The organism is Brachybacterium sp. SYSU DS0246 (assembly GCF_059391765.1).
In genome coordinates, this window is record NZ_JBZXYT010000045.1 from 1 (window position 1) to 17,116 (window position 17,116).

At 69.6% G+C, this 17,116-nt stretch carries 16 protein-coding genes; 10 read left to right on the top strand and 6 right to left on the bottom strand.

Going from position 1 to position 17,116, the window contains the following annotated elements; all coding sequences use genetic code 11:
- Positions 1–95 precede the first annotated feature (95 nt).
- The gene (locus AC5020_RS16080) at positions 96–1,496 is read left to right on the top strand and encodes a copper amine oxidase (protein WP_464989013.1); all 1,401 of its coding nucleotides are present in this window, start codon (positions 96–98) and stop codon (positions 1,494–1,496) included.
- A gap of 268 nt (positions 1,497–1,764) precedes the next feature.
- On the opposite strand, the gene AC5020_RS16085 is transcribed toward AC5020_RS16080, so the two are convergent.
- Positions 1,765–2,928 carry an ROK family transcriptional regulator gene (locus AC5020_RS16085; RefSeq protein WP_377018670.1) on the bottom strand — a complete coding sequence of 388 codons (1,164 nt, stop codon included), beginning with the start codon at positions 2,926–2,928 and terminating at the stop codon, positions 1,765–1,767.
- Positions 2,929–3,108: 180 nt separating this feature from the next.
- On the opposite strand from AC5020_RS16085, the gene xylA reads away from it, so the two are divergent.
- From xylA to AC5020_RS16100, 3 genes are all read left to right on the top strand, one after another.
- Positions 3,109–4,302 carry a xylose isomerase gene (xylA, locus tag AC5020_RS16090; RefSeq protein ID WP_377018671.1) on the top strand — a complete coding sequence of 398 codons (1,194 nt, stop codon included), beginning with the start codon at positions 3,109–3,111 and terminating at the stop codon, positions 4,300–4,302.
- Between the two features lie 138 nt (positions 4,303–4,440).
- Positions 4,441–5,829, top strand: a complete 1,389-nt coding sequence (gene xylB, locus AC5020_RS16095) for a xylulokinase (protein WP_377792522.1) — start codon at positions 4,441–4,443, stop codon at positions 5,827–5,829.
- A gap of 59 nt (positions 5,830–5,888) precedes the next feature.
- Complete coding sequence (locus AC5020_RS16100) at positions 5,889–6,269, top strand: MmcQ/YjbR family DNA-binding protein (RefSeq protein WP_464989014.1); 381 nt, start codon at positions 5,889–5,891, stop codon at positions 6,267–6,269.
- Between the two features lie 111 nt (positions 6,270–6,380).
- Here the strand turns inward: AC5020_RS16100 and htpX are convergent, their stop codons facing one another.
- Together htpX and AC5020_RS16110 are read right to left on the bottom strand one after the other, a co-directional pair.
- Positions 6,381–7,250 (bottom strand): zinc metalloprotease HtpX, encoded by an 870-nt coding sequence (htpX, locus tag AC5020_RS16105; RefSeq protein WP_377018675.1) that lies wholly within the window; start codon positions 7,248–7,250, stop codon positions 6,381–6,383.
- A 145-nt stretch (positions 7,251–7,395) separates the two neighbouring features.
- Positions 7,396–8,304, bottom strand: coding sequence for an ATP-grasp domain-containing protein (locus AC5020_RS16110; protein ID WP_464989015.1), 909 nt, complete (start codon positions 8,302–8,304; stop codon positions 7,396–7,398).
- Between the two features lie 760 nt (positions 8,305–9,064).
- Here AC5020_RS16110 and AC5020_RS16115 point away from each other — a divergent pair.
- Together AC5020_RS16115 and AC5020_RS16120 are read left to right on the top strand one after the other, a co-directional pair.
- Positions 9,065–10,786: a sodium:solute symporter family protein gene (locus tag AC5020_RS16115; RefSeq protein WP_464989016.1), complete on the top strand. Its 1,722-nt coding sequence runs from the start codon at positions 9,065–9,067 to the stop codon at positions 10,784–10,786.
- A 70-nt stretch (positions 10,787–10,856) separates the two neighbouring features.
- Positions 10,857–10,985: a putative transporter small subunit gene (locus tag AC5020_RS16120; protein ID WP_377018678.1), complete on the top strand. Its 129-nt coding sequence runs from the start codon at positions 10,857–10,859 to the stop codon at positions 10,983–10,985.
- Between the two features lie 153 nt (positions 10,986–11,138).
- On the opposite strand, the gene AC5020_RS16125 is transcribed toward AC5020_RS16120, so the two are convergent.
- The 3 genes from AC5020_RS16125 to AC5020_RS16135 all read right to left on the bottom strand — a co-directional run bounded on the left by AC5020_RS16125 (position 11,139) and on the right by AC5020_RS16135 (position 13,233).
- Positions 11,139–11,507: a MerR family transcriptional regulator gene (locus AC5020_RS16125; RefSeq protein WP_464989017.1), complete on the bottom strand. Its 369-nt coding sequence runs from the start codon at positions 11,505–11,507 to the stop codon at positions 11,139–11,141.
- A 121-nt stretch (positions 11,508–11,628) separates the two neighbouring features.
- Entirely contained in the window at positions 11,629–12,300 is a 672-nt protein-coding gene (locus tag AC5020_RS16130) for a peptide chain release factor 3 (RefSeq protein WP_464989018.1), read from the bottom strand.
- Positions 12,301–12,306: 6 nt separating this feature from the next.
- Positions 12,307–13,233 (bottom strand): GTP-binding protein, encoded by a 927-nt coding sequence (locus AC5020_RS16135; protein ID WP_464989019.1) that lies wholly within the window; start codon positions 13,231–13,233, stop codon positions 12,307–12,309.
- Positions 13,234–13,509: 276 nt separating this feature from the next.
- Between AC5020_RS16135 and AC5020_RS16140 the strand changes: the two genes are divergently transcribed.
- The 4 genes from AC5020_RS16140 to AC5020_RS16155 all read left to right on the top strand — a co-directional run.
- Positions 13,510–14,694 (top strand): MFS transporter, encoded by a 1,185-nt coding sequence (locus AC5020_RS16140; protein WP_464989020.1) that lies wholly within the window; start codon positions 13,510–13,512, stop codon positions 14,692–14,694.
- Positions 14,694–15,119 (top strand): MerR family transcriptional regulator, encoded by a 426-nt coding sequence (locus AC5020_RS16145; RefSeq protein WP_464989021.1) that lies wholly within the window; start codon positions 14,694–14,696, stop codon positions 15,117–15,119. The genes AC5020_RS16140 and AC5020_RS16145 overlap by 1 nt, the downstream gene beginning before the upstream one ends.
- Positions 15,120–15,384: 265 nt before the next feature.
- Positions 15,385–15,873 (top strand): hypothetical protein, encoded by a 489-nt coding sequence (locus AC5020_RS16150; RefSeq protein WP_464989022.1) that lies wholly within the window; start codon positions 15,385–15,387, stop codon positions 15,871–15,873.
- Between the two features lie 153 nt (positions 15,874–16,026).
- On the top strand, positions 16,027–17,116 hold a 1,090-nt coding region (locus AC5020_RS16155), incomplete at its 3' end, for a SulP family inorganic anion transporter (protein WP_464989023.1).

Below are 17,116 nucleotides of genomic sequence, written 5' to 3' on the forward strand. Positions count from 1 at the left end.
CCACCCTTCGCATGTCGGGCGTGGACTTCTGTCACCCGCCGGGGCGACGGCCAGGTCGCCGACCTGAGAACTGTACGGACAGAGGTGGAGGGCGCATGAGCAAGCGCAGCATCGTGATGGCCGCGGCCATGGTGCTGGTCGGGATCCTGGTGGTCGTCTGGGCCGTACGAAGCGGCTCCGATCACGACCCGCGTGCACAGGCCGACGGGACTCCGCAGTCCCCGCAGACCGACCAGGACGCTCTCGCCGACCTGGACTGCGGCGACGGCCAGGAACTGGGCCGGACCCTCACCAGCGGAGCGACCTGGTCGATGTGCTGGTCGATCCACCCCGACTTCGGGCTCGTCCTGTCCGACGTGCACATCACGCCCCCGGGCGGGGAGCCCATCAGCGTCATCGCCGATCTCTCGCTCTCCCAGCTCGAGGTGCCCTACGACGACGGCGGACGCAATACCTACGACATCACCGAGGCCGGCTTCGGCGGCCGGAAGATGAAGACCATCGACGAGGAGACCTGCACCGGCGACATCCACGCCGCGGAACTGCCCAAGATCGGTGACGGCACCTACGGCGAGAGCGAGACCCGCGACGTCCTGTGCACGACCATGATCGACGGCGGCGTCTCCTATCACTCCAGCGACCGCGTCGCCCCCGCGGTCGCCCGCAAGACCGACCTGCAGCTGTTCACCGTCTCCCGCGTCGGCTGGTACGAGTACCTCACCGAGTACACCTTCGGCGCCGACGGATCGATCGACATCCAGCTCGGCGCCACCGGGGACCTCTCACCCGTGGACTACTCCGACGAGGAGCACGGCAGCGACGTGGGCGAGGACGAGCACGCCACCAGCCACTCGCACAACGCGGTGTGGAAGGTGGACTGGGCGCTCGGCGGCCGGGACGGGATGCAGGTCGAGCAGTACGACGCCGAGGAGACCGGGGAGGACGGTGAGGAATCCCCGGTCCTGGAGGGCTCACTCACCCGCTTGGAGACCCCGACCCTCGCCTCGACCACGGACAGGCGCTGGTGGAGGGTGCTGAACCCGTCGGTCACCAACGAGGACGGCCACCCGATCTCCTACGAGATCGACCTCGCGGGCACGGACTCCTTCGTCTTCGCCGACGAGCGCCAGGCCGCGGAGGACCACGCCGACGAGCATGCCCACGAGCACGACGGGGATCTGGGCTACGACGTCGCCTTCACCAACGCCGACGAGTGCCAGCTCTACGCCGTGAAGAACTCCGGCGACTGCGGGGACGGAGTCGTCGACTTCGTCTCGAACGGGGCCGACGACCCTCTGGACGACGTGGTCTCCTGGGTCGCGGTGGGCTTCCACCATGTCGCACGCGACGAGGACCAGTCACCGATGGAGATGCACTGGCAGGGATTCTCCCTCCTGCCACGGGACCTCACCGCTCAGCGCTTCGACGTCCCCGAGGGCCACGAGGAGGTCAACGGGCAGCCCGACGAGAAGTGGCGCGAGGAGCCGACGGGCTGACCGCCCCGCGCACACCTATGGGGAGGTGCCGTGGCACCTCCCCATAGACAGAAGCGGTTGGCGTCAGAGCAGTCCGCCGACGAGGCCGAGGATCGTCTCGAGGAGGTTGGTGATGAGCTCCATGATGGGTCCTTCCCGGAGAGCGGATACTTTCCGTCTCCTGCCAGGAGTCTCGCGACGTCACGGCTGAGCTGACCATGGATTCTCCGCGATGTTACCGATCGTTTATCGCCTCGTTCACGCTGAGGACGAGGCTGCGCCACAGGACTCAGCCCATCCGCTCGATCCACTGCCCGGGGGCCTCGAACACCGGCTGCAGCGCCGCCCGTGCCGCGCCGCGCAGGGCGGGGTCGGTGACCCCGTCGGAGCGTTCGATGGAGATGGGCCCGGCCTCGGCGGCGAGTGCGTGGGCCTCGACGGTCTCGCGGATCACGGGGGCGAGCTCATCGGCGATCGGGGCGAGATAGCCCGAGAGCACCACCGTCGAGAGGTCCAGGACGTTCAGCGCATTGGCCACCGCCAACCCGAGGGAGCGGCCGATCATGCCGATCACCTCGGCGCGGTCGGTGCGGGCCGAGAGCTCGTCCACGAGATCCTCGATGCGCACCTCCTGCCCCAGCCCGGCGCGCTCCAGCAGCGAGTGGTAGGAGACGTAGGCCTCCAGGCATCCCCGTCGGCCGCAGCGGCACTGCGCCCCGCCGGGAGCGACGACGGTGTGCCCGAACTCGCCGGCCCATCCGTGCACGCCGTCCAGGAGGGATCCGCCGAGCACCACGGCCCCACCGACGCCCGTGGAGCCGCGCACGTAGATGAACGACTCCCCGGGCCGGTGGCCGATCTCGGTGAGCACCGAGAGCCGGTTGTCGTTCTGCGCGCGCACGGGCAGGTCGGCCAGCTCGGGATGCTGCTGGAGGCGCCCGACCAGGGGCACCTCGGTCCAGTCGAGGTTCGGGGCCGAGAGCACGCGGCCGTCGTCCGGGGCGATGCGGCCGGGCACGGCGACCACGACCCCGACCACGGGCAGCGCACCGGCGTCGGCCCGGACCCGGCCGACGAGCTGCGCGGCGACCTCGATCGCCTGATCCACCGACGTGGCGGTGACCTGGAGGTACTCGGTGTACGTGCTGACGGTCCCGCCGGCCAGATCGATGCCGAGGCAGGAGATGCGGTCGGCGGCGATCTCCAGCCCCACGGCGAGCAGGGTGCCGGCGGCCGGCTGCAGCGGAACCATCGGGCGCCCGGACCCGGAGGAGAGGGGAGTGTCCTCCTGGACCAGACGCGCCTCGACCAGTTCCTCGACGAGCTTGGAGACGGTCGGCTTGGTCAGCCGCGTGAGCTTCGACAGGCCGGCGCGCGAGGTGGGGGAGGAGGCCTCGGCGAGCGCCCGCAGGATCTCCGAGAGGTTGTGTTCGCGCAGGTGCATCGACTGCATGCGGTTCCTCCTCCTGGCCGCCCGGGCTCCGACTTGTGCCGGACAGCGTCGCACGTCTAGATTAGTAACGGAAACTTACTAAGGATTGGCGACCAGGTCGAGACGCCTGCCGCGATCCCGTAGGGACGACCCCTGGCGGGCCTGCCGTCCGCCCGATGATCCGATGAAGGAGCGCTCACGATGACCGCACCCACCCCCACCCGTGACGACAAGTTCTCATTCGGTCTGTGGACCACCGGCTGGCAGGCCCAGGACCAGTTCGGTGCCGCCACCCGCCCGCCGCTGGACCTGACCGCGCACGTCCGCAAGCTCGCCGACATGGGCGCCTGGGGCTTCACGTTCCACGACAACGACGTGATCCCCTTCGACGCCACCCCCGAGGAGCGCCAGCGGGTCCTGGATCAGCTGAAGAAGGTCACCGACGAGACCGGCCTGGTGATCGAGATGGTCACCACCGACACCTTCGCCCACCCCGTCTTCAAGGACGGCGCCTTCACCTCCAATGACCGCTCCGTGCGCCGCTTCGGCCTGCGCAAGGTGCTGGCCAATGTCGACCTCGCCGCTGAGCTCGGCGCGAAGACGTTCGTGATGTGGGGCGGCCGCGAGGGCTCCGAGTACGACGGGTCCAAGGACCTCCTGGCCGCGATGCAGCGCTACGCCGAGGGCATCGACACCGTCGCCGGCTACATCAAGGACAAGGGCTACGACCTCCGCATCGGCCTCGAGCCCAAGCCCAACGAGCCCCGCGGCAACATCTTCCTGCCCACCGTCGGCCACGCGCTGGCCTTCATCGAGCAGCTCGAGCACGGCGACATCGTGGGCATCAACCCCGAGACCGGCCACGAGCAGATGGCCACGCTGAACTACACCCACGGCCTCGCCCAGGCGCTGTGGGCCGGCAAGCTGTTCCACATCGACCTCAACGGCCAGCACGGCCCGATGTACGACCAGGACCTCGTGTTCGGCCACGGCGACCTGATCAGCGCCTTCTTCACCGTCGATCTGCTCGAGAACGGCTTCCCGTCCAAGCCCGGCGCCTACGAGGGCGCCCGCCACTTCGACTTCAAGCCCTCGCGCACCGAGCACGAGCAGGGCCAGTACGACTCCGCCGCGGCCAACATGGAGATGTACCTGATGCTCAAGGAGCGCGCGCTCGCGTTCCGTCAGGACTCCGAGGTCCAGGAGGCGCTGGCCTACTCCGGCATCGGCGAGCTGGCCGAGCCCACCATCGGCGAGGGCGAGTCCCTCCAGGACGTCCTCGCGGACCGTTCCACCTACGAGGACTTCGACGCCGATGCCGCCGGTGAGCGCAACTACGGCTTCGTGCGGCTCCAGCAGCTGGCCATGCAGCACCTGCTGGGCTTCCGCGCCTGATCGGCCGACCCGTCTGACCGGCCGGGGGCGGCGCACGTAGGATCGCTGCGTGCGCCGCCCTCGCCGTGCCCTGCCCTCGCTCCACGCCGTCGCACCCTCCACCGCCGCAGCCTCCATCGCCGCAGGAAAGGACCCCTCATGGCCCCCTCCGTTCTCGGAATCGACTCCTCCACCCAGGCGACCAAAGCAGTGCTCGTCGACGCCGAGACCGGAGCCGTCCTCGAGGAGCGCCGCGCCGCCCACCCTGACGGCACCGAGGTCGATCCGCGAGCCTGGCTCGACGCGGTCGACGAGGCCGCGGGCCCCTTGCTGGAGCGCGCCGAGGCCGTCGCCGTCGGCGGCCAGCAGCACGGCATGGTGCTGCTGGACGAGCGCGGCGAGGTGGTGCGTGATGCGCTGCTGTGGAACGACACCCGCTCCGCCCCGCAGGCCGAGGCCCTGATCGAGGAGATGGGCGGGCCGGAGGCCTCCGTCGAGGAGATCGGCAGCCTCATGGTCGCCTCCTTCACCGCCTCCAAGCTGCGCTGGGTGCGTGACAACGAACCCGACAGCGCCCGCCGGGCTGCCAGCGTGCTGCTGCCCCACGACTACGTCTCCCGTCACCTCGCCGGCGGGGGAGAGGCGTTCACCGACCGCGGCGACGCCTCCGGCACCGCCTACTACTCGACCCGCACCGAGGAATGGAAGCCCGACCTCGTCGAGCTCGCCCTCGGCCGCACCCTCGAGCTGCCGCGGCTGCCCGGCACCCCGCAGGAGGTCATGGCCCGCACTCCGTCCGGCGCCGCGATCGCCGCCGGCACCGGGGACAACATGGGCGCCGCCCTCGGCCTCTCCCAGGGCGAGGGCGATGTCTCCGTCTCCATCGGCACCTCCGGCGTGTGCGCCATGGTCAGCTCTGCCCGCCCCAACGACGCCACCGGCTCGATCACGGGATTCGCCGACGCCACCGGGCGCTTCCTGCCCATGGCCACCACCATCAACGCCGCCCGGATCCTCGAGGCCGGCCGTTCGCTGCTGGGCGTCTCCCACGAGGAGATGGCGCAGCTGGCCCTTGCCAGCGTTCCCGGGGCCCACGGCGTGACGCTGCTGCCCTACTTCGACGGCGAGCGCACCCCGAATCGGCCCGACGCCCGGGCAACCCTCACGGGGATGTCCACCTCGACCAGTCGCGAGGACATCGCCCGCGCCTACATCGAGGGCCTGCTGTGCTCCCTGGCCGACGGCATCACGGCGCTGGAGGAGGTCACCGGCACCACCGCCGCGGGCATCACGCTGATCGGCGGCGGTGCCCGCAGCGAGGCCGTCCAGCAGCTGGCCCCGGCCATCTTCGGCCGCGGCGTCACCGTCGCCCCGGCAGCGGAGTACGTGGCCCTCGGCGCCGCCCGCCAGGCCGCCTGGGCGCTCGCCGGCACCGAGGAGCCCCCGGCGTGGGAGGTCACCGGCAGCCGCACTCTCGAGGCCGAGCCCACCCCCGAGGTGCTCGCCGCCTACCGGGAGCTGAAGGACCGCACCGCCGACTGGGCCTGATCCTGCCGGCCGCACCCGCAGGACGGCCGACGGCACCAGCAGGAGGAGAGCCCGGCGCCATGAAGCCAGAGGACCTGCACGAGACGGCGATCCAGCGTGCCCTCTCGCTGCCGGCGACCGCGCTCGAGCACCCCTTCGGGCCCGAGTACGACGTCATCAAGGCGCTCGGGAAGATGGTTCTGTTCGCCGCGTTCCTGCAGCGCGAGCCGATCGTGGTGCTCAAGGCGGACCCGGACGACGCGCGGATGCTGCGCGAGAACATCGCCGGCATCGGTCGCGGCTATCACATGAACAAACGGCACTGGATCACCGTGCGCGCGCATCCCAGCGTGGACCGCGCCCTGCTCGAGGACCTGGTGACCGACTCCTACCGCCTCGTGATCGCCTCCCTGCCCAGGTCGCGGCGGCCGATCGACCCGGAGACGTTCGAGGGGCCGTGACGTGAGGATGTCGCGCTGCTGAGGCCGGCGGGTGGATCGACCGTCGCAGCGCCGAGACCAGCGGACCGATCGACCGTCGCAGCCCCGAGACCAGCGGACCGATCGACGCTGTCAGCCGCCGAGTATCTCCCGCTCGCTCATCCGGCGCAGGCGGGCAACCCGCTCCTCCGTCGGCGGGTGGGTGGAGAACAGCTGGCCGAGGCCGCCGCCGGCCCGGAACGGGTTCTCGATCATCATGTGCGCGCTGTCCTGGAGCTCCTGCTCCGGCGGCAGCGGCCGGGCCTGCACACCGCGGGAGATCTTCTCCAGCGCCGAGGCGAGCGCCTGCGGATCACCCGTCAGCCGGGCACCGTCGTGGTCCGCGTCGTACTCGCGGGTGCGGGAGACGGCCAGCTGGATCAGCGTCGCCGCGATCGGCGCCAGGATCATCGCCAGCAGCGCGCCGATGATCCCGCCGCCGCCCTCACGCCCGCGACCGCCGAACCACAGCGCCATCTGTGCGAGGGAGGTGATGACCCCGGCGATGCCGGCGGAGACCGAGCTGGTGAGGATGTCGCGGTTGTAGACGTGCATCAGCTCGTGGCCCAGCACTCCGCGCAGCTCCCGTTCGCTCAGCAGCTGGAGGATGCCCTGCGTGCAGCACACGGCGGCATGGCTCGGGCTGCGGCCGGTGGCGAACGCGTTGGGCTGCGCGGCCGGGGAGATGTAGAGGCGCGGCATGGGCTTGCCGGCCCGGTCGGCCAGCTCGCGCACGATCCGGTGCAGGCCAGGAGCCTCGTGCTCGGAGACCTCGACTGCCCGCATCGAGCGGATCGCGATCTTGTCGCTGTTCCAGAAGCTGATGGCGGTCCCGACCAGGCCGATCAGCGCGAAGATCCACAGCGCGCTGCCACCGATGAGCCAGCCCACGGCCAGCAGCACGCCCCACAGCAGCCCGATCAGAGCCGCCGTCTTGACCAGGTTCCCGACGCTGCGTCCCACGATCTCCCTCCCTCGATGCGCTTGTGTATCGAGAATAGATCCGGTGGCTCGCAGCCGGTAGGGAGTTCGCTGTGGGATGACGGCGCGGTTCAGGCCCGCACGACCCGCTGCCGCGCGGTTCGGCCTGCCCCTGGTTGCCCGCGGCTCACGCCCGCGCGAGGATCGCCTCGGCGAAGGTCTCCGCGACGTCGGGGACGAGGTGGAGGTTGAAGAAGGGCTCGAAGAGCTCGGCCTCCAACAGCACCAGCCCGTGCTCCGCGGAATTGACGGTGTCGATCCGCCCGTACAGCGGCGCGGCCAGTCCGGTGACCTCCGAGACGACCGCCAGCACCCGCTCGGCGAATGACCGCTCGAGCGTGGAGGTCTCGACCACGACGGGGCGCTCCTGGTAGGTCCCGCCGCGCAGGCCGCCCCCGCGGGCGAGCAGCGCGCCCTTCGCGATCGCGTGCGTGACGTGGCCGTCGACCACGTAGAGCGCCTTCTCCCGGCCCTCGGACAGCTCGGGCACCTCGGGCTGCAGCATCACCACGCCGTCCTCGGCCAGGATCACGCGGGCCAGCTCCGCAGCGGCCGGGTCGTCGTGCGCGAAGAGTCCGGTATGGAGGGAGCCGGCGCCGACTGCCGGTTTCACGACCACGTGGCCCGGCGCTCCGGTGCTCCCGGTTGCCCCGAGCTCCGTCAGTGCCGACGAGAACGACTCGAGATCCTGGTGATAGGTGGTGGGCACGACCGGTACGCCTGCGGCGTCGAGCTGTGCGAGGTAGCGCTTGTCCATGTTCCAGCGCACCAGCTGCGGTTCGTTGAGCACCCGCGTCAGACGGCCCGCCCGGTCGAGCCAGGCCTCGAACTCCTCGGCCCGCAGCACGTAGTCCCACGGCGTACGGATCACGGCGAGGTCGTAGGAGGACCAGTCCACCGCGGGATCGTGCCAGATGGCGCGCTCCGCCTCGGCGCCGCATCGCAGCAGCGCCTCCAGCAGCGGCGTGACATCCCGTTCGGGATCGGTGTCGACGCGGAATCCGGCGTCGGTGACGACGATGGCGATGCGGGGCATGGCTCGAGATTACCGGCGGGGCACCGCGCCCGCGGGCAACGTGGCGTCGCCGGGTATCGCGGCCGCGGAATGAGGACGGCGCATCGAGGGTCGTGACGGCGAACATGCCGTTCGGCTCCTCGAGCACCCCCTCGTTGAGGCCGTTCAGCGCGGCCCATAGCGGCCTTATCGAGGGGGTGCTCAGACGGGGAGTTGCAGGTGCAGGCGGGCGCAGCCTGGGGGTGCGCAGAGGGGTGCTCCAGGTGCAGGTGGGACAGCTGGGGGTGCAGTGCGGGCGCAGAGGGCGAGGCGGGGACTGTGGCAGGCATGCGGGGACGCGGGCAGGGCGTCGGCAAGTTGCTCGCCGGGTATGCACCGGATGGATAGAGTTGCACAGCGGGGGTCCGGATCGTCGGGTGTCCGTTTGTCGGACAACTACTTTCAGCGCCATGACCTGCTGGTTGTTACCCTCCAGTGATCATTCAGGTGGCTATGGGGGAGCCGTTGTGCGAGGATCTATGCGGCCCCCAGCGTGAAGTGACGTGCGGGATCGCGCCTCGGAAGAGGCACAGGTCCCGCCGCGGCCTCCGTGTTCACGTCCCCGGAGCAGATGCGTGGCATCGCCCGGGTCGATGTCGGACGGCGCACGCGCAGGGGTCGAACGCCGGTCGGCCCGCCGTGGGGAATCACTGCGACCCGAGCACGCCCGCGCCCACGACTCGTGGGTCTCGCGGACGGACCGGCGCGAAGTGCCCGTACTGCTGCGACGAAAGGACCCTGCATGCCGCCCGCCCCAGGCGACATCTCCCAGCTCGGAACCGTCGGAATCCTCGTCCTGCTGCTGCTGTTCTATGGCGGCACGATGTGGATGTCCGTGACGATCTCCCGCAAGAAGGAGAACGCCGACGGCTACATGACCGCCGGCAACCGCATCGGCTTCGGCGTCTCGGCCGCCTCGATGACCGCCACCTGGATCTGGGCGTCCTCGATGTACGCCTCGGTCACCGCCGGCTACACCTACGGCGTCTCGGGCCCCATCCACTACGGGCTGTGGGGCGCCTTGATGATCCTGTTCATCTACCCCTTCGGCAAGCGGATCCGGAAGGTCGCGCCCAAGGCGCACACGCTCGCCGAGGTCATGTACGCCCGCCACGGGCGCTCCTCGCAGCTGATGCTCGCCGGCTCCAACGTGCTCGGCTCGGTCATCTCCCTGACCTCCAACTTCATCGCCGGTGGTGCGCTGATCGCGATGCTCTCGCCGCTCAGCTTCGGGGTCGGCATCCTCATCGTCGCCGCCGGTGTGCTGCTGTACACGCTGTGGTCCGGCTTCCGCGCCTCGGTGCTGACGGACTTCGCGCAGGTGGTGGCGATGCTCGGCGCCGCCGTCGTGATCATCCCGGCGGTGTTCTTCGTCGCCGGCGGGCCCTCGATGTTCACCGAGGGCGTCGAGGCCGGTCACGTCACCCCGGAGCAGGGCAACTTCTTCTCCTCGGACGCGTTCATGAACCAGGGCGCCCCGTACATCGCCGCCGTGCTCGCCTACGCGATCGGCAACCAGACCATCGCCCAGCGGCTCTTCGCCGTGCGCGAGGACCTCATCAAGCCCACCTTCATCACGGCCACCATCGGCTACGGCGGCACCGTGATCGGCGTGGGCATGCTCGGCGTGATGGCCCTGTACCTGGGCATCTCGCCCATGGACGGCGACGTCAACAACCTCATGCCGCAGATGGTCGGCAGCTACCTGCCCCTGATCCTGGTCGCCATCGCCTTCGTGATGATCATCGGCTCGCTGTCCTCGACGGCGGACTCGGACCTCTCGGCGCTGAGCTCCATCGTCATGGCCGACATGTACGGCCAGTCCGTCGGCCGCGACAAAGCCAATCCCCGCACGATGGTGTTCATCGGTCGCGCGACCATGATCGTGGCCACCGGCGCCGCGCTGTACTTCGCCACCGCGAAGTTCAACATCCTGGACCTGCTGGTGTTCGTCGGCGCCCTGTGGGGCTGCCTGGTGTTCCCGGTGATCGCCTCCTTCTACTGGCAGAAGGTCACCAACTCCGCCTTCACCGTCTCGGTGATCGCCGCGCTCGTGGTGTTCCTGCCCGTGCGCTTCCAGTGGATCCCGCTGACCGGCGCCTGGGCGCTGGTGGTGGAGCTGCTCGCCATCCTCGGCGTCGGCGTGGTGCTCGGCATCATGGCCTTCGGTTTCTTCGGGCTGCGCCCTGCGCTGGTCACCGGGGCCGTCGCCACCATCGCCCTGCTGCCGCTCGGGTTCGGCTTCTTCCGCGACTACGAGACCCTCAGCGGCTCGCTCGTGGCCTACTCGGTCTCGTTCCTGGTCTGCTATCTGATGAGCTTCCGCTCCGGCCGGGATTTCGACTTCTCGGTGATCCGGGACGTCACCGGGGACTTCGACCACGAGGACGAGGCAGCCGACGCCAGTGCGCCGGCCGACGACGGGGAGGGGCCGTCCCTCGACGCCGTCCCCTCGCGCGACTGACCGACCATCCCCGCGGCGGGGCTGCGCGCCCCGCCGCGCCCGACCTCCACCCCTGGAAGGAGACACAGCCATGGCTGCAGCCCTGACCCTCTACGTGCTCATGTGGCCCGTGATCGTCGCCGGCGTCCTGTTCGCCGTCGTCCGCGGCTTCCTCAAGGACATCCGTGCCGCCCGCAAGGAGGGCAAGACGGTCATCTGATCCGTCCGGCGGCGATCCGAGCCGTCCCCACGCCACAGCGCCCGCCGGCCTCGAGCAGAGGGGCCGACGGGCGCTGTTCTGTGTCGGGGGTCGAGCGGATCAGGGCACGATCCAGCCGGCGGCCCGTCGCGTCGTCCGGATCGGGCAGGCTGGTCAGGCCTGGCTGCGCGAATTCAGGTCAGCGATCAGCTCGTCGGCCTGGCGCAGCTTGCGGGCCAGCTTCTCACGCGCTTCGCGAGCTCGAGCCAGGTAATCGGCCGGGTCAGTGTCGCTGGGCTCACCGTGGAGCAGCCGCAGGATGTCGGTGGTCTCTTCGAGCGTGAAGCCCAGGGGTGCTATCCGCCGGATGTGTGTCAGCCGCTCCACGTCGTCCTCCGTGTAGAGACGGAACCCGCCTTCGGTACGACCCGACGGCGGGAGCAATCCGACCTCGTCGTAGTGGCGGATGGTCCGCAGGGACAGCCCTGTGCGCTCGGCGACCTCACCGATGTGCATCATGCGGCTCTGCTCCTGCTGCGACATCAGCCCACCTTTCCGTGCGGAGGGACGAGTCTACCAGCGCGTCAGGGTTCGCCCTCGGTGAGGCTCACTCGCGGGCCACGCTGCGGGCGCAGTCCGAGGGGGCCGGACGCTCTTGACATGGTCAGGACCGCACGCTCGCCTGGGGGAAGGCGTCGGGGAGCTTCTCCTGCACGCGCGCGAACGTCCAGCGATTCTGGAACAAGGCGACCGGGTGGCCGTCGGGTCGGTACAGGACTTCGACGCCGTGGAGTGCGGAGACCGAATCGACCGCTGAGCGTGGGAACGGCGTCGAGCGGTCGTAGGGCATCGGCGCGTCGACAGCAATCTCCACACCGAACTCGCGACGCATCCGCTCGACGGTGACATCGAACTGCAGCTCACCGACGGCTGCCAGGACCGGGCCGCCGGGACTGCCGTTCACGTCTCGCAGCACTTGGACCGTGCCCTCCTCCTCGAGCTGGATGAGGCCTTTGGTGAAGCGTTTATGCCGTGCGGCGTCGAGGTTCCGTGCGACACGGAAACGTTCGGGATCGAACCGCGGCATGCCGGGGAAGGTCACGGCGGGACCGCCGTAGATCGAGTCTCCCACGCGCAGCCCGGTGATGTTGACGAAGCCGATCATATCGCCGGGCCACGAGGCGGAGGCGGACTCTCGCCCTCGTCCTACCAGGTGATGCGCGTACTTCGAGGAGACCGGGCGTCCCGTCTGCGCATGTCGCAGGTCGATCCCTCGTGCGAAGAGCCCTGAGACGACCCGGACGAAGGCCACCTGATCCCGGTGAGCGGGGTTCATCCCCGCCTAGATCTTGAAGACGTAACCGGAGAACTCGGAGTCCAGCGGCCTCGGACGGCCGTTCCCGTCCGTCCACGGGTGCGGAGGCGGGGCATGTGCGACGAGGAAGTCCAGGAGGGCTCGTACCCCGATGTTCCCGGCCGCGGCCGTGAACAGGACGGGAGTCTGGTCACCCGCGAGGAAGGAGTCGCTGGCGAACCTGCCGTTGAGCTCGGCGGCGATTCCGGCGCCTTCGGCTGCTTCCGACCACAGGCCCTCCTCGAGATCCGGATCCGCGGAGCCTTCGACGAGCTCCTCATGTGCCATGCGGGCGCCCGAGCTCACGACCTCGTGACGTGTATATGCGGCGGCGCCGGGCTCCATCAGTCCCTGGAAGCGGCCGGCGTAGCCCACGGGCCAGTTCACCGCTACCGGGGTGCGGCCGGTCGCCCTTTCGATGTCGTCGAACAGCTCGAGGGCCTCGAGCCCTGGCCGGTCCCATTTGTTGATCACGGTTACGACGGGCAGGTGGAGGCGGCGGCATGCCTCGAACAGCTTTCGGGTCTGGGCTTCCATGCCCTTGGCGGCATCGAGCAGCATGACGGCGGAGTCCACGGCCGTGAGCACCCGATAGGTGTCCTCGGAGAAGTCCGAGTGACCGGGGGTGTCGAGCAGGTTGAAGACCACGTCGTGGTAGGTGAACCGCAGGGCCGTCGAGCTGATCGAGATCCCGCGCTCCCGTTCGACCTCGCCCCAGTCGGAGATGCTCGCGGCCCGGCTCGCCTTGCCATGAGTCACGCCGGCCTCCTCGACGAGGTGGGCGTGCAGCGCCAGTGCCTCGGTCAACGTCGACTTGCCGGCGTCCGGGTGGGAGATCACCGCGAAGGTTCTGCGCCGCATCGCTTCATCGAGGGCCCGGGGCGGGGATGCCGTGGGGTTCAGATCGGTGTCCATCACGGTCACTCTACGCTCACGTCAGGGTAGACTTCATGGGTGTCGCCTCGGCGAGGCGTCTCCGAGGGCGACGCCGTCGGTTGGCTCCGCCCGCTCCGCGCCTGACCCCGGCGTGCGGCAGGCGGGGCTGACCTGTCTCGTCGTGCGCGCCGAGAGAGTCGTGAGAGGCTGAAACGAAATGCAGTATCCGGTGACGTGAAGGGAAGCGCTGTGATCCTGCTCAGGAAGCGCGGGGCTCCGTGGACCGGACCTTCTCGAGGTCTCGCCGGCTGGTCGATGGCCGCTGTGGCCGCCCTGGTGATGTGCGCGACGGCTCCCGGGCAGACGGCAGGGGTCTCGGTCTTCATCGGGCCGATGGTCGAGGATCTCGACGTCCCCCGCGAGCACATCTCCACGGCCTATCTCGTCGGCACTCTGTTCGGCGCCGCCGTGCTGCCGTGGATCGGGCGCTGGGTGGACCGGGTCGGAGTGCGCCGAGCGATGCTCCTCATCGCGGTCGGATTCACGCTGGCCCTGGTCGGGATGTCCCTGGTGCGCGATGTCTGGACCGTGACCGTCGGGTACATGCTGATCAGGTCTCTCGGTCAGGGGGCGCTCGGCCTGACCGCGGTGACGTTCTCAGCCCGGTGGTACACACGCAATCGCGGCACGGTCCTGGGTTTCGTCTCCGCAGCCGGGTCCGCGGGGATCTCCCTCGCACCCCTCGGGCTGGAGACGTTCCTGGTGCAGGCGGGATGGCGCTCCACCTGGATCGTGGCGGGCCTGGCCGTAGCCGTGATCGTGGTGCCGCTGTCGCTGTTCGTGGTGCGCGACCACCCGCCCGTCCCGCCCACACCTGATCCTGGCGAGGAAGCCAGCACGGCCGGGCGCGACTTCACCCGTGGCGAGGCGATGCGCGAGCCGTGGTTCTGGGTGCTGGTCAGCACGGTCGCAGTCTCAGGCATGTTCACCACCGCCGCCATGTTCCATCAGTTCGACATCCTTCAGCAGCGCGGGCTCTCCAGTACGGCCGCCGCCGCGACGTTCGTGCCGCAGGCCGTCGCCGGTATCGCCGCGACCCTGCTCGTCGGCCGGCTCACCGAGCTGGTCAGCCCGCGCGTGCTGATGGTAGCCGGCATGCTTCTGCATACCGTCGCGTTCACCTGGGGCACCGTCGTCGACCCGGGGTGGAGCGCCGTGGCGTACGGATTGGCCATCGGCGCCGCCGGCGCGGTCGCGCGCACCGTCGAGATCGTGACCGTCGCCGCCACGTTCGGGACCACGCACATGGGGGCCATCCGCGGAGTGGTCTCATCCGTCGCCGTCGGGTCGACCGCGTTGGGCCCGCTCGTGTTCGCGGCCATCGAGGGGCAAACCGGCAACTACACCGTCCCGTTGCTGGTCGCAGCGGCCGCGCCGTTGCCCGTGGCCGTCTTCGCTCTGATGGCGCGCAGACCGGACCTGTCGGGCAGACTGGCGTGATGAGTGAGAAACGACGTGATCAGCAGGTGATGCACATCGGGGTCGTCGCCGAACGCACGGGGCTCAGTCAGCGCACCCTGCGCCACTACGATGACATCGGACTGGTCAGCCCGTCGCAGCGGAGCGATGGAGGGTATCGCCTCTATACAGAAGTTGATGTCCAGAGGCTGCTCCTGATCCGACGGATGAAGCCGCTCGAGTTCAGCCTCCAGGAGATGCACGACCTGCTCGCCCTCACCGATGCGGTCGCCGCGTCCGTCGCCACCGACGGGGACCTGCAGCGCCTGCGTGACCTGGAGAGAGTCGCGGCGGAGCGTCGTGCCGATCTGACGGCGAAAGCCGCCATGGCCGATGAGTTTCTCGAACGCCTGCGTGAATTCTCTGCGCGCATGCCCCCGACGAGGAGGGCCGGGAACGATGGCTGAGACAGCCTGTCCGCACTGCGGCGGGCAGATCACCGCTGACCATGACGAGGCTGGAGGGCTCACTCTGACCTGCACGGCGTGTGCGGCGACGTGGTCGCGAGGGCCAAGACGCTGTCGGATCTGCGAGGGGTCGGAGTTCGTCGAATGCCAGCAGCATCTGACGGTCACGCCACGAGGGACGCTCCGCTCCGTGATCGGGGCACGCTCGATCCGGCTGTGCCCTCGCTGCGACAGCGAAGAGATCGCCTACGCAGCCGGCCGCGGCATGGTCGTCCACGACCAGTACCGTTCGCGCTTCCTCCACGGCGATGCCGAGCCCCCGGCATCCTCGCCGCGGCGCCGATCCACGAGCGACGATCCGGGCCGCGGCTCGGCGGACGATTCCGATTCGTCGGCGCCCGCGAAGCCGTCGACGTCCGCTCCGGCCCCACTGAGCGGTGCCGCGCCGGCTGGGTCCGCTTCGCCGCCGGCATCCGGGCGGTCACCCGCCGCACGTGCCGACACCGAACGCCCAGAGCTCAGCGATCCGACCGTCCGCCAGGCGATCACCGCGTTCCTCGAAAGCGCCCGGGCACCCGACTCCACCGCGATGCTCCTGCTCGGGCAGCACCTGGGACCGGGGACGCGCCTGAGCTCCCTGGACGTCGAATCGCTCGAGACAGTATGGCTCGAGCGCACCTACCCAGCGGGCAGCGAAGGCCGCACGACGGTGCAGAACGCACTCGGCGACTGGCGAGGACGCGGCTGGCTGTGAACCTGCGGCCGTCCTCACCGCCCGCGATGTGAGCCACGTCGCCTCGGCTACGCGCGACGCCCAACCTTCACGTAACGTCATGGTTGGCAATCGGGGCCTCCGCGCGGTGCGCTCCGTGGCCGGGGGTCCGTCCCTGACATCCCAAGGATCCCCATGACCACCACACCGACCGTGTCGCCGGCCGTCCCGCCGGCGGTGACCCACCAGCATTCGCAGGAGCAGCCGGACTCCGTCCGCTCGGCCCTGCGCAACCCGCGTCAGCTCAAGAGCGAGATCCTCGCCGGGCTCGTCGTCGCCCTCGCCCTGATTCCCGAGGCGATCTCCTTCTCCATCCTCGCCGGCGTCCCGCCGCAGGTGGGTCTGTTCGCCTCCTTCACGATGGCGGTGACGATCTCGATCGTCGGCGGCCGCCCCGCGATGATCTCTGCCGCAACCGGGGCCATCGCCCTGGTGATCGCACCTGTCGCGCACGACTACGGGATGGACTACTTCATCGCGACCGTGATCCTCGCCGGCGTGTTCCAGATCGTGCTCGCCGTGCTCGGCGTCGCCAAGCTCATGCGGTTCATCCCCCGCAGCGTCATGACCGGCTTCGTCAACGCGCTGGCGATCCTGATCTTCACCGCTCAGCTTCCTCACCTGTTCGGTGACGGCATCCCCTGGATCGTCTACCCGCTGGTGCTCGCCGGTATCGCGATCATGGTGCTGGTTCCTCGCGTGACCACCATCGTCCCCGCGCCGCTGATCGCCATTGTGCTGTTGACGATCGTCGTCGTGGCCGGAGGGCTGAAGCTGCCCAACGTCTCCGATCAGGGTGAGCTGCCCGAGTCGCTGCCGGCCTTGTTCATCCCCGACGTCCCACTGACCTTCGAGACGCTGGAGATCATCGCTCCCTTCGCCCTCGCCATGGCCGTCGTGGGCATCATGGAGTCGCTGATGACCGCAAAGCTGGTCGACGACGTCACCGACACCCACTCGAACAAGGCCCGCGAATCCTGGGGGCAGGGCGTGGCGAACGTCGTCACCGGCTTCTTCGGAGGCATGGGCGGCTGCGCCATGATCGGCCAGACCATGATCAACGTGAAGCAGTCCGGGGCCCGCACCCGGATCTCGACGTTCCTCGCGGGCGTCTTCCTGCTGATCCTGGTCATCGTGCTGGGGGACATCGTCGGGCTGATCCCGATGGCAGCGCTGGTCGCCGTGATGATCATGGTCTCCGTGGCCACCCTGGACTGGCACAGCA

Bases quoted from the DNA above. Each gene is read 5' to 3' on its own strand.
- AC5020_RS16080 (WP_464989013.1), top strand. From the start codon at position 96: ATGAGCAAGCGCAGCATCGTGATGGCCGCGGCCATGGTGCTGGTCGGG.
- AC5020_RS16085 (WP_377018670.1), bottom strand. From the start codon at position 2,928: ATGCAGTCGATGCACCTGCGCGAACACAACCTCTCGGAGATCCTGCGG.
- xylA (WP_377018671.1), top strand. From the start codon at position 3,109: ATGACCGCACCCACCCCCACCCGTGACGACAAGTTCTCATTCGGTCTG.
- xylB (WP_377792522.1), top strand. From the start codon at position 4,441: ATGGCCCCCTCCGTTCTCGGAATCGACTCCTCCACCCAGGCGACCAAA.
- AC5020_RS16100 (WP_464989014.1), top strand. From the start codon at position 5,889: ATGAAGCCAGAGGACCTGCACGAGACGGCGATCCAGCGTGCCCTCTCG.
- AC5020_RS16110 (WP_464989015.1), bottom strand. From the start codon at position 8,304: ATGCCCCGCATCGCCATCGTCGTCACCGACGCCGGATTCCGCGTCGAC.
- AC5020_RS16115 (WP_464989016.1), top strand. From the start codon at position 9,065: ATGCCGCCCGCCCCAGGCGACATCTCCCAGCTCGGAACCGTCGGAATC.
- AC5020_RS16120 (WP_377018678.1), top strand. From the start codon at position 10,857: ATGGCTGCAGCCCTGACCCTCTACGTGCTCATGTGGCCCGTGATCGTC.
- AC5020_RS16125 (WP_464989017.1), bottom strand. From the start codon at position 11,507: ATGTCGCAGCAGGAGCAGAGCCGCATGATGCACATCGGTGAGGTCGCC.
- AC5020_RS16130 (WP_464989018.1), bottom strand. From the start codon at position 12,300: ATGAACCCCGCTCACCGGGATCAGGTGGCCTTCGTCCGGGTCGTCTCA.
- AC5020_RS16135 (WP_464989019.1), bottom strand. From the start codon at position 13,233: ATGGACACCGATCTGAACCCCACGGCATCCCCGCCCCGGGCCCTCGAT.
- AC5020_RS16140 (WP_464989020.1), top strand. From the start codon at position 13,510: ATGGCCGCTGTGGCCGCCCTGGTGATGTGCGCGACGGCTCCCGGGCAG.
- AC5020_RS16145 (WP_464989021.1), top strand. From the start codon at position 14,694: ATGAGTGAGAAACGACGTGATCAGCAGGTGATGCACATCGGGGTCGTC.
- AC5020_RS16150 (WP_464989022.1), top strand. From the start codon at position 15,385: ATGGTCGTCCACGACCAGTACCGTTCGCGCTTCCTCCACGGCGATGCC.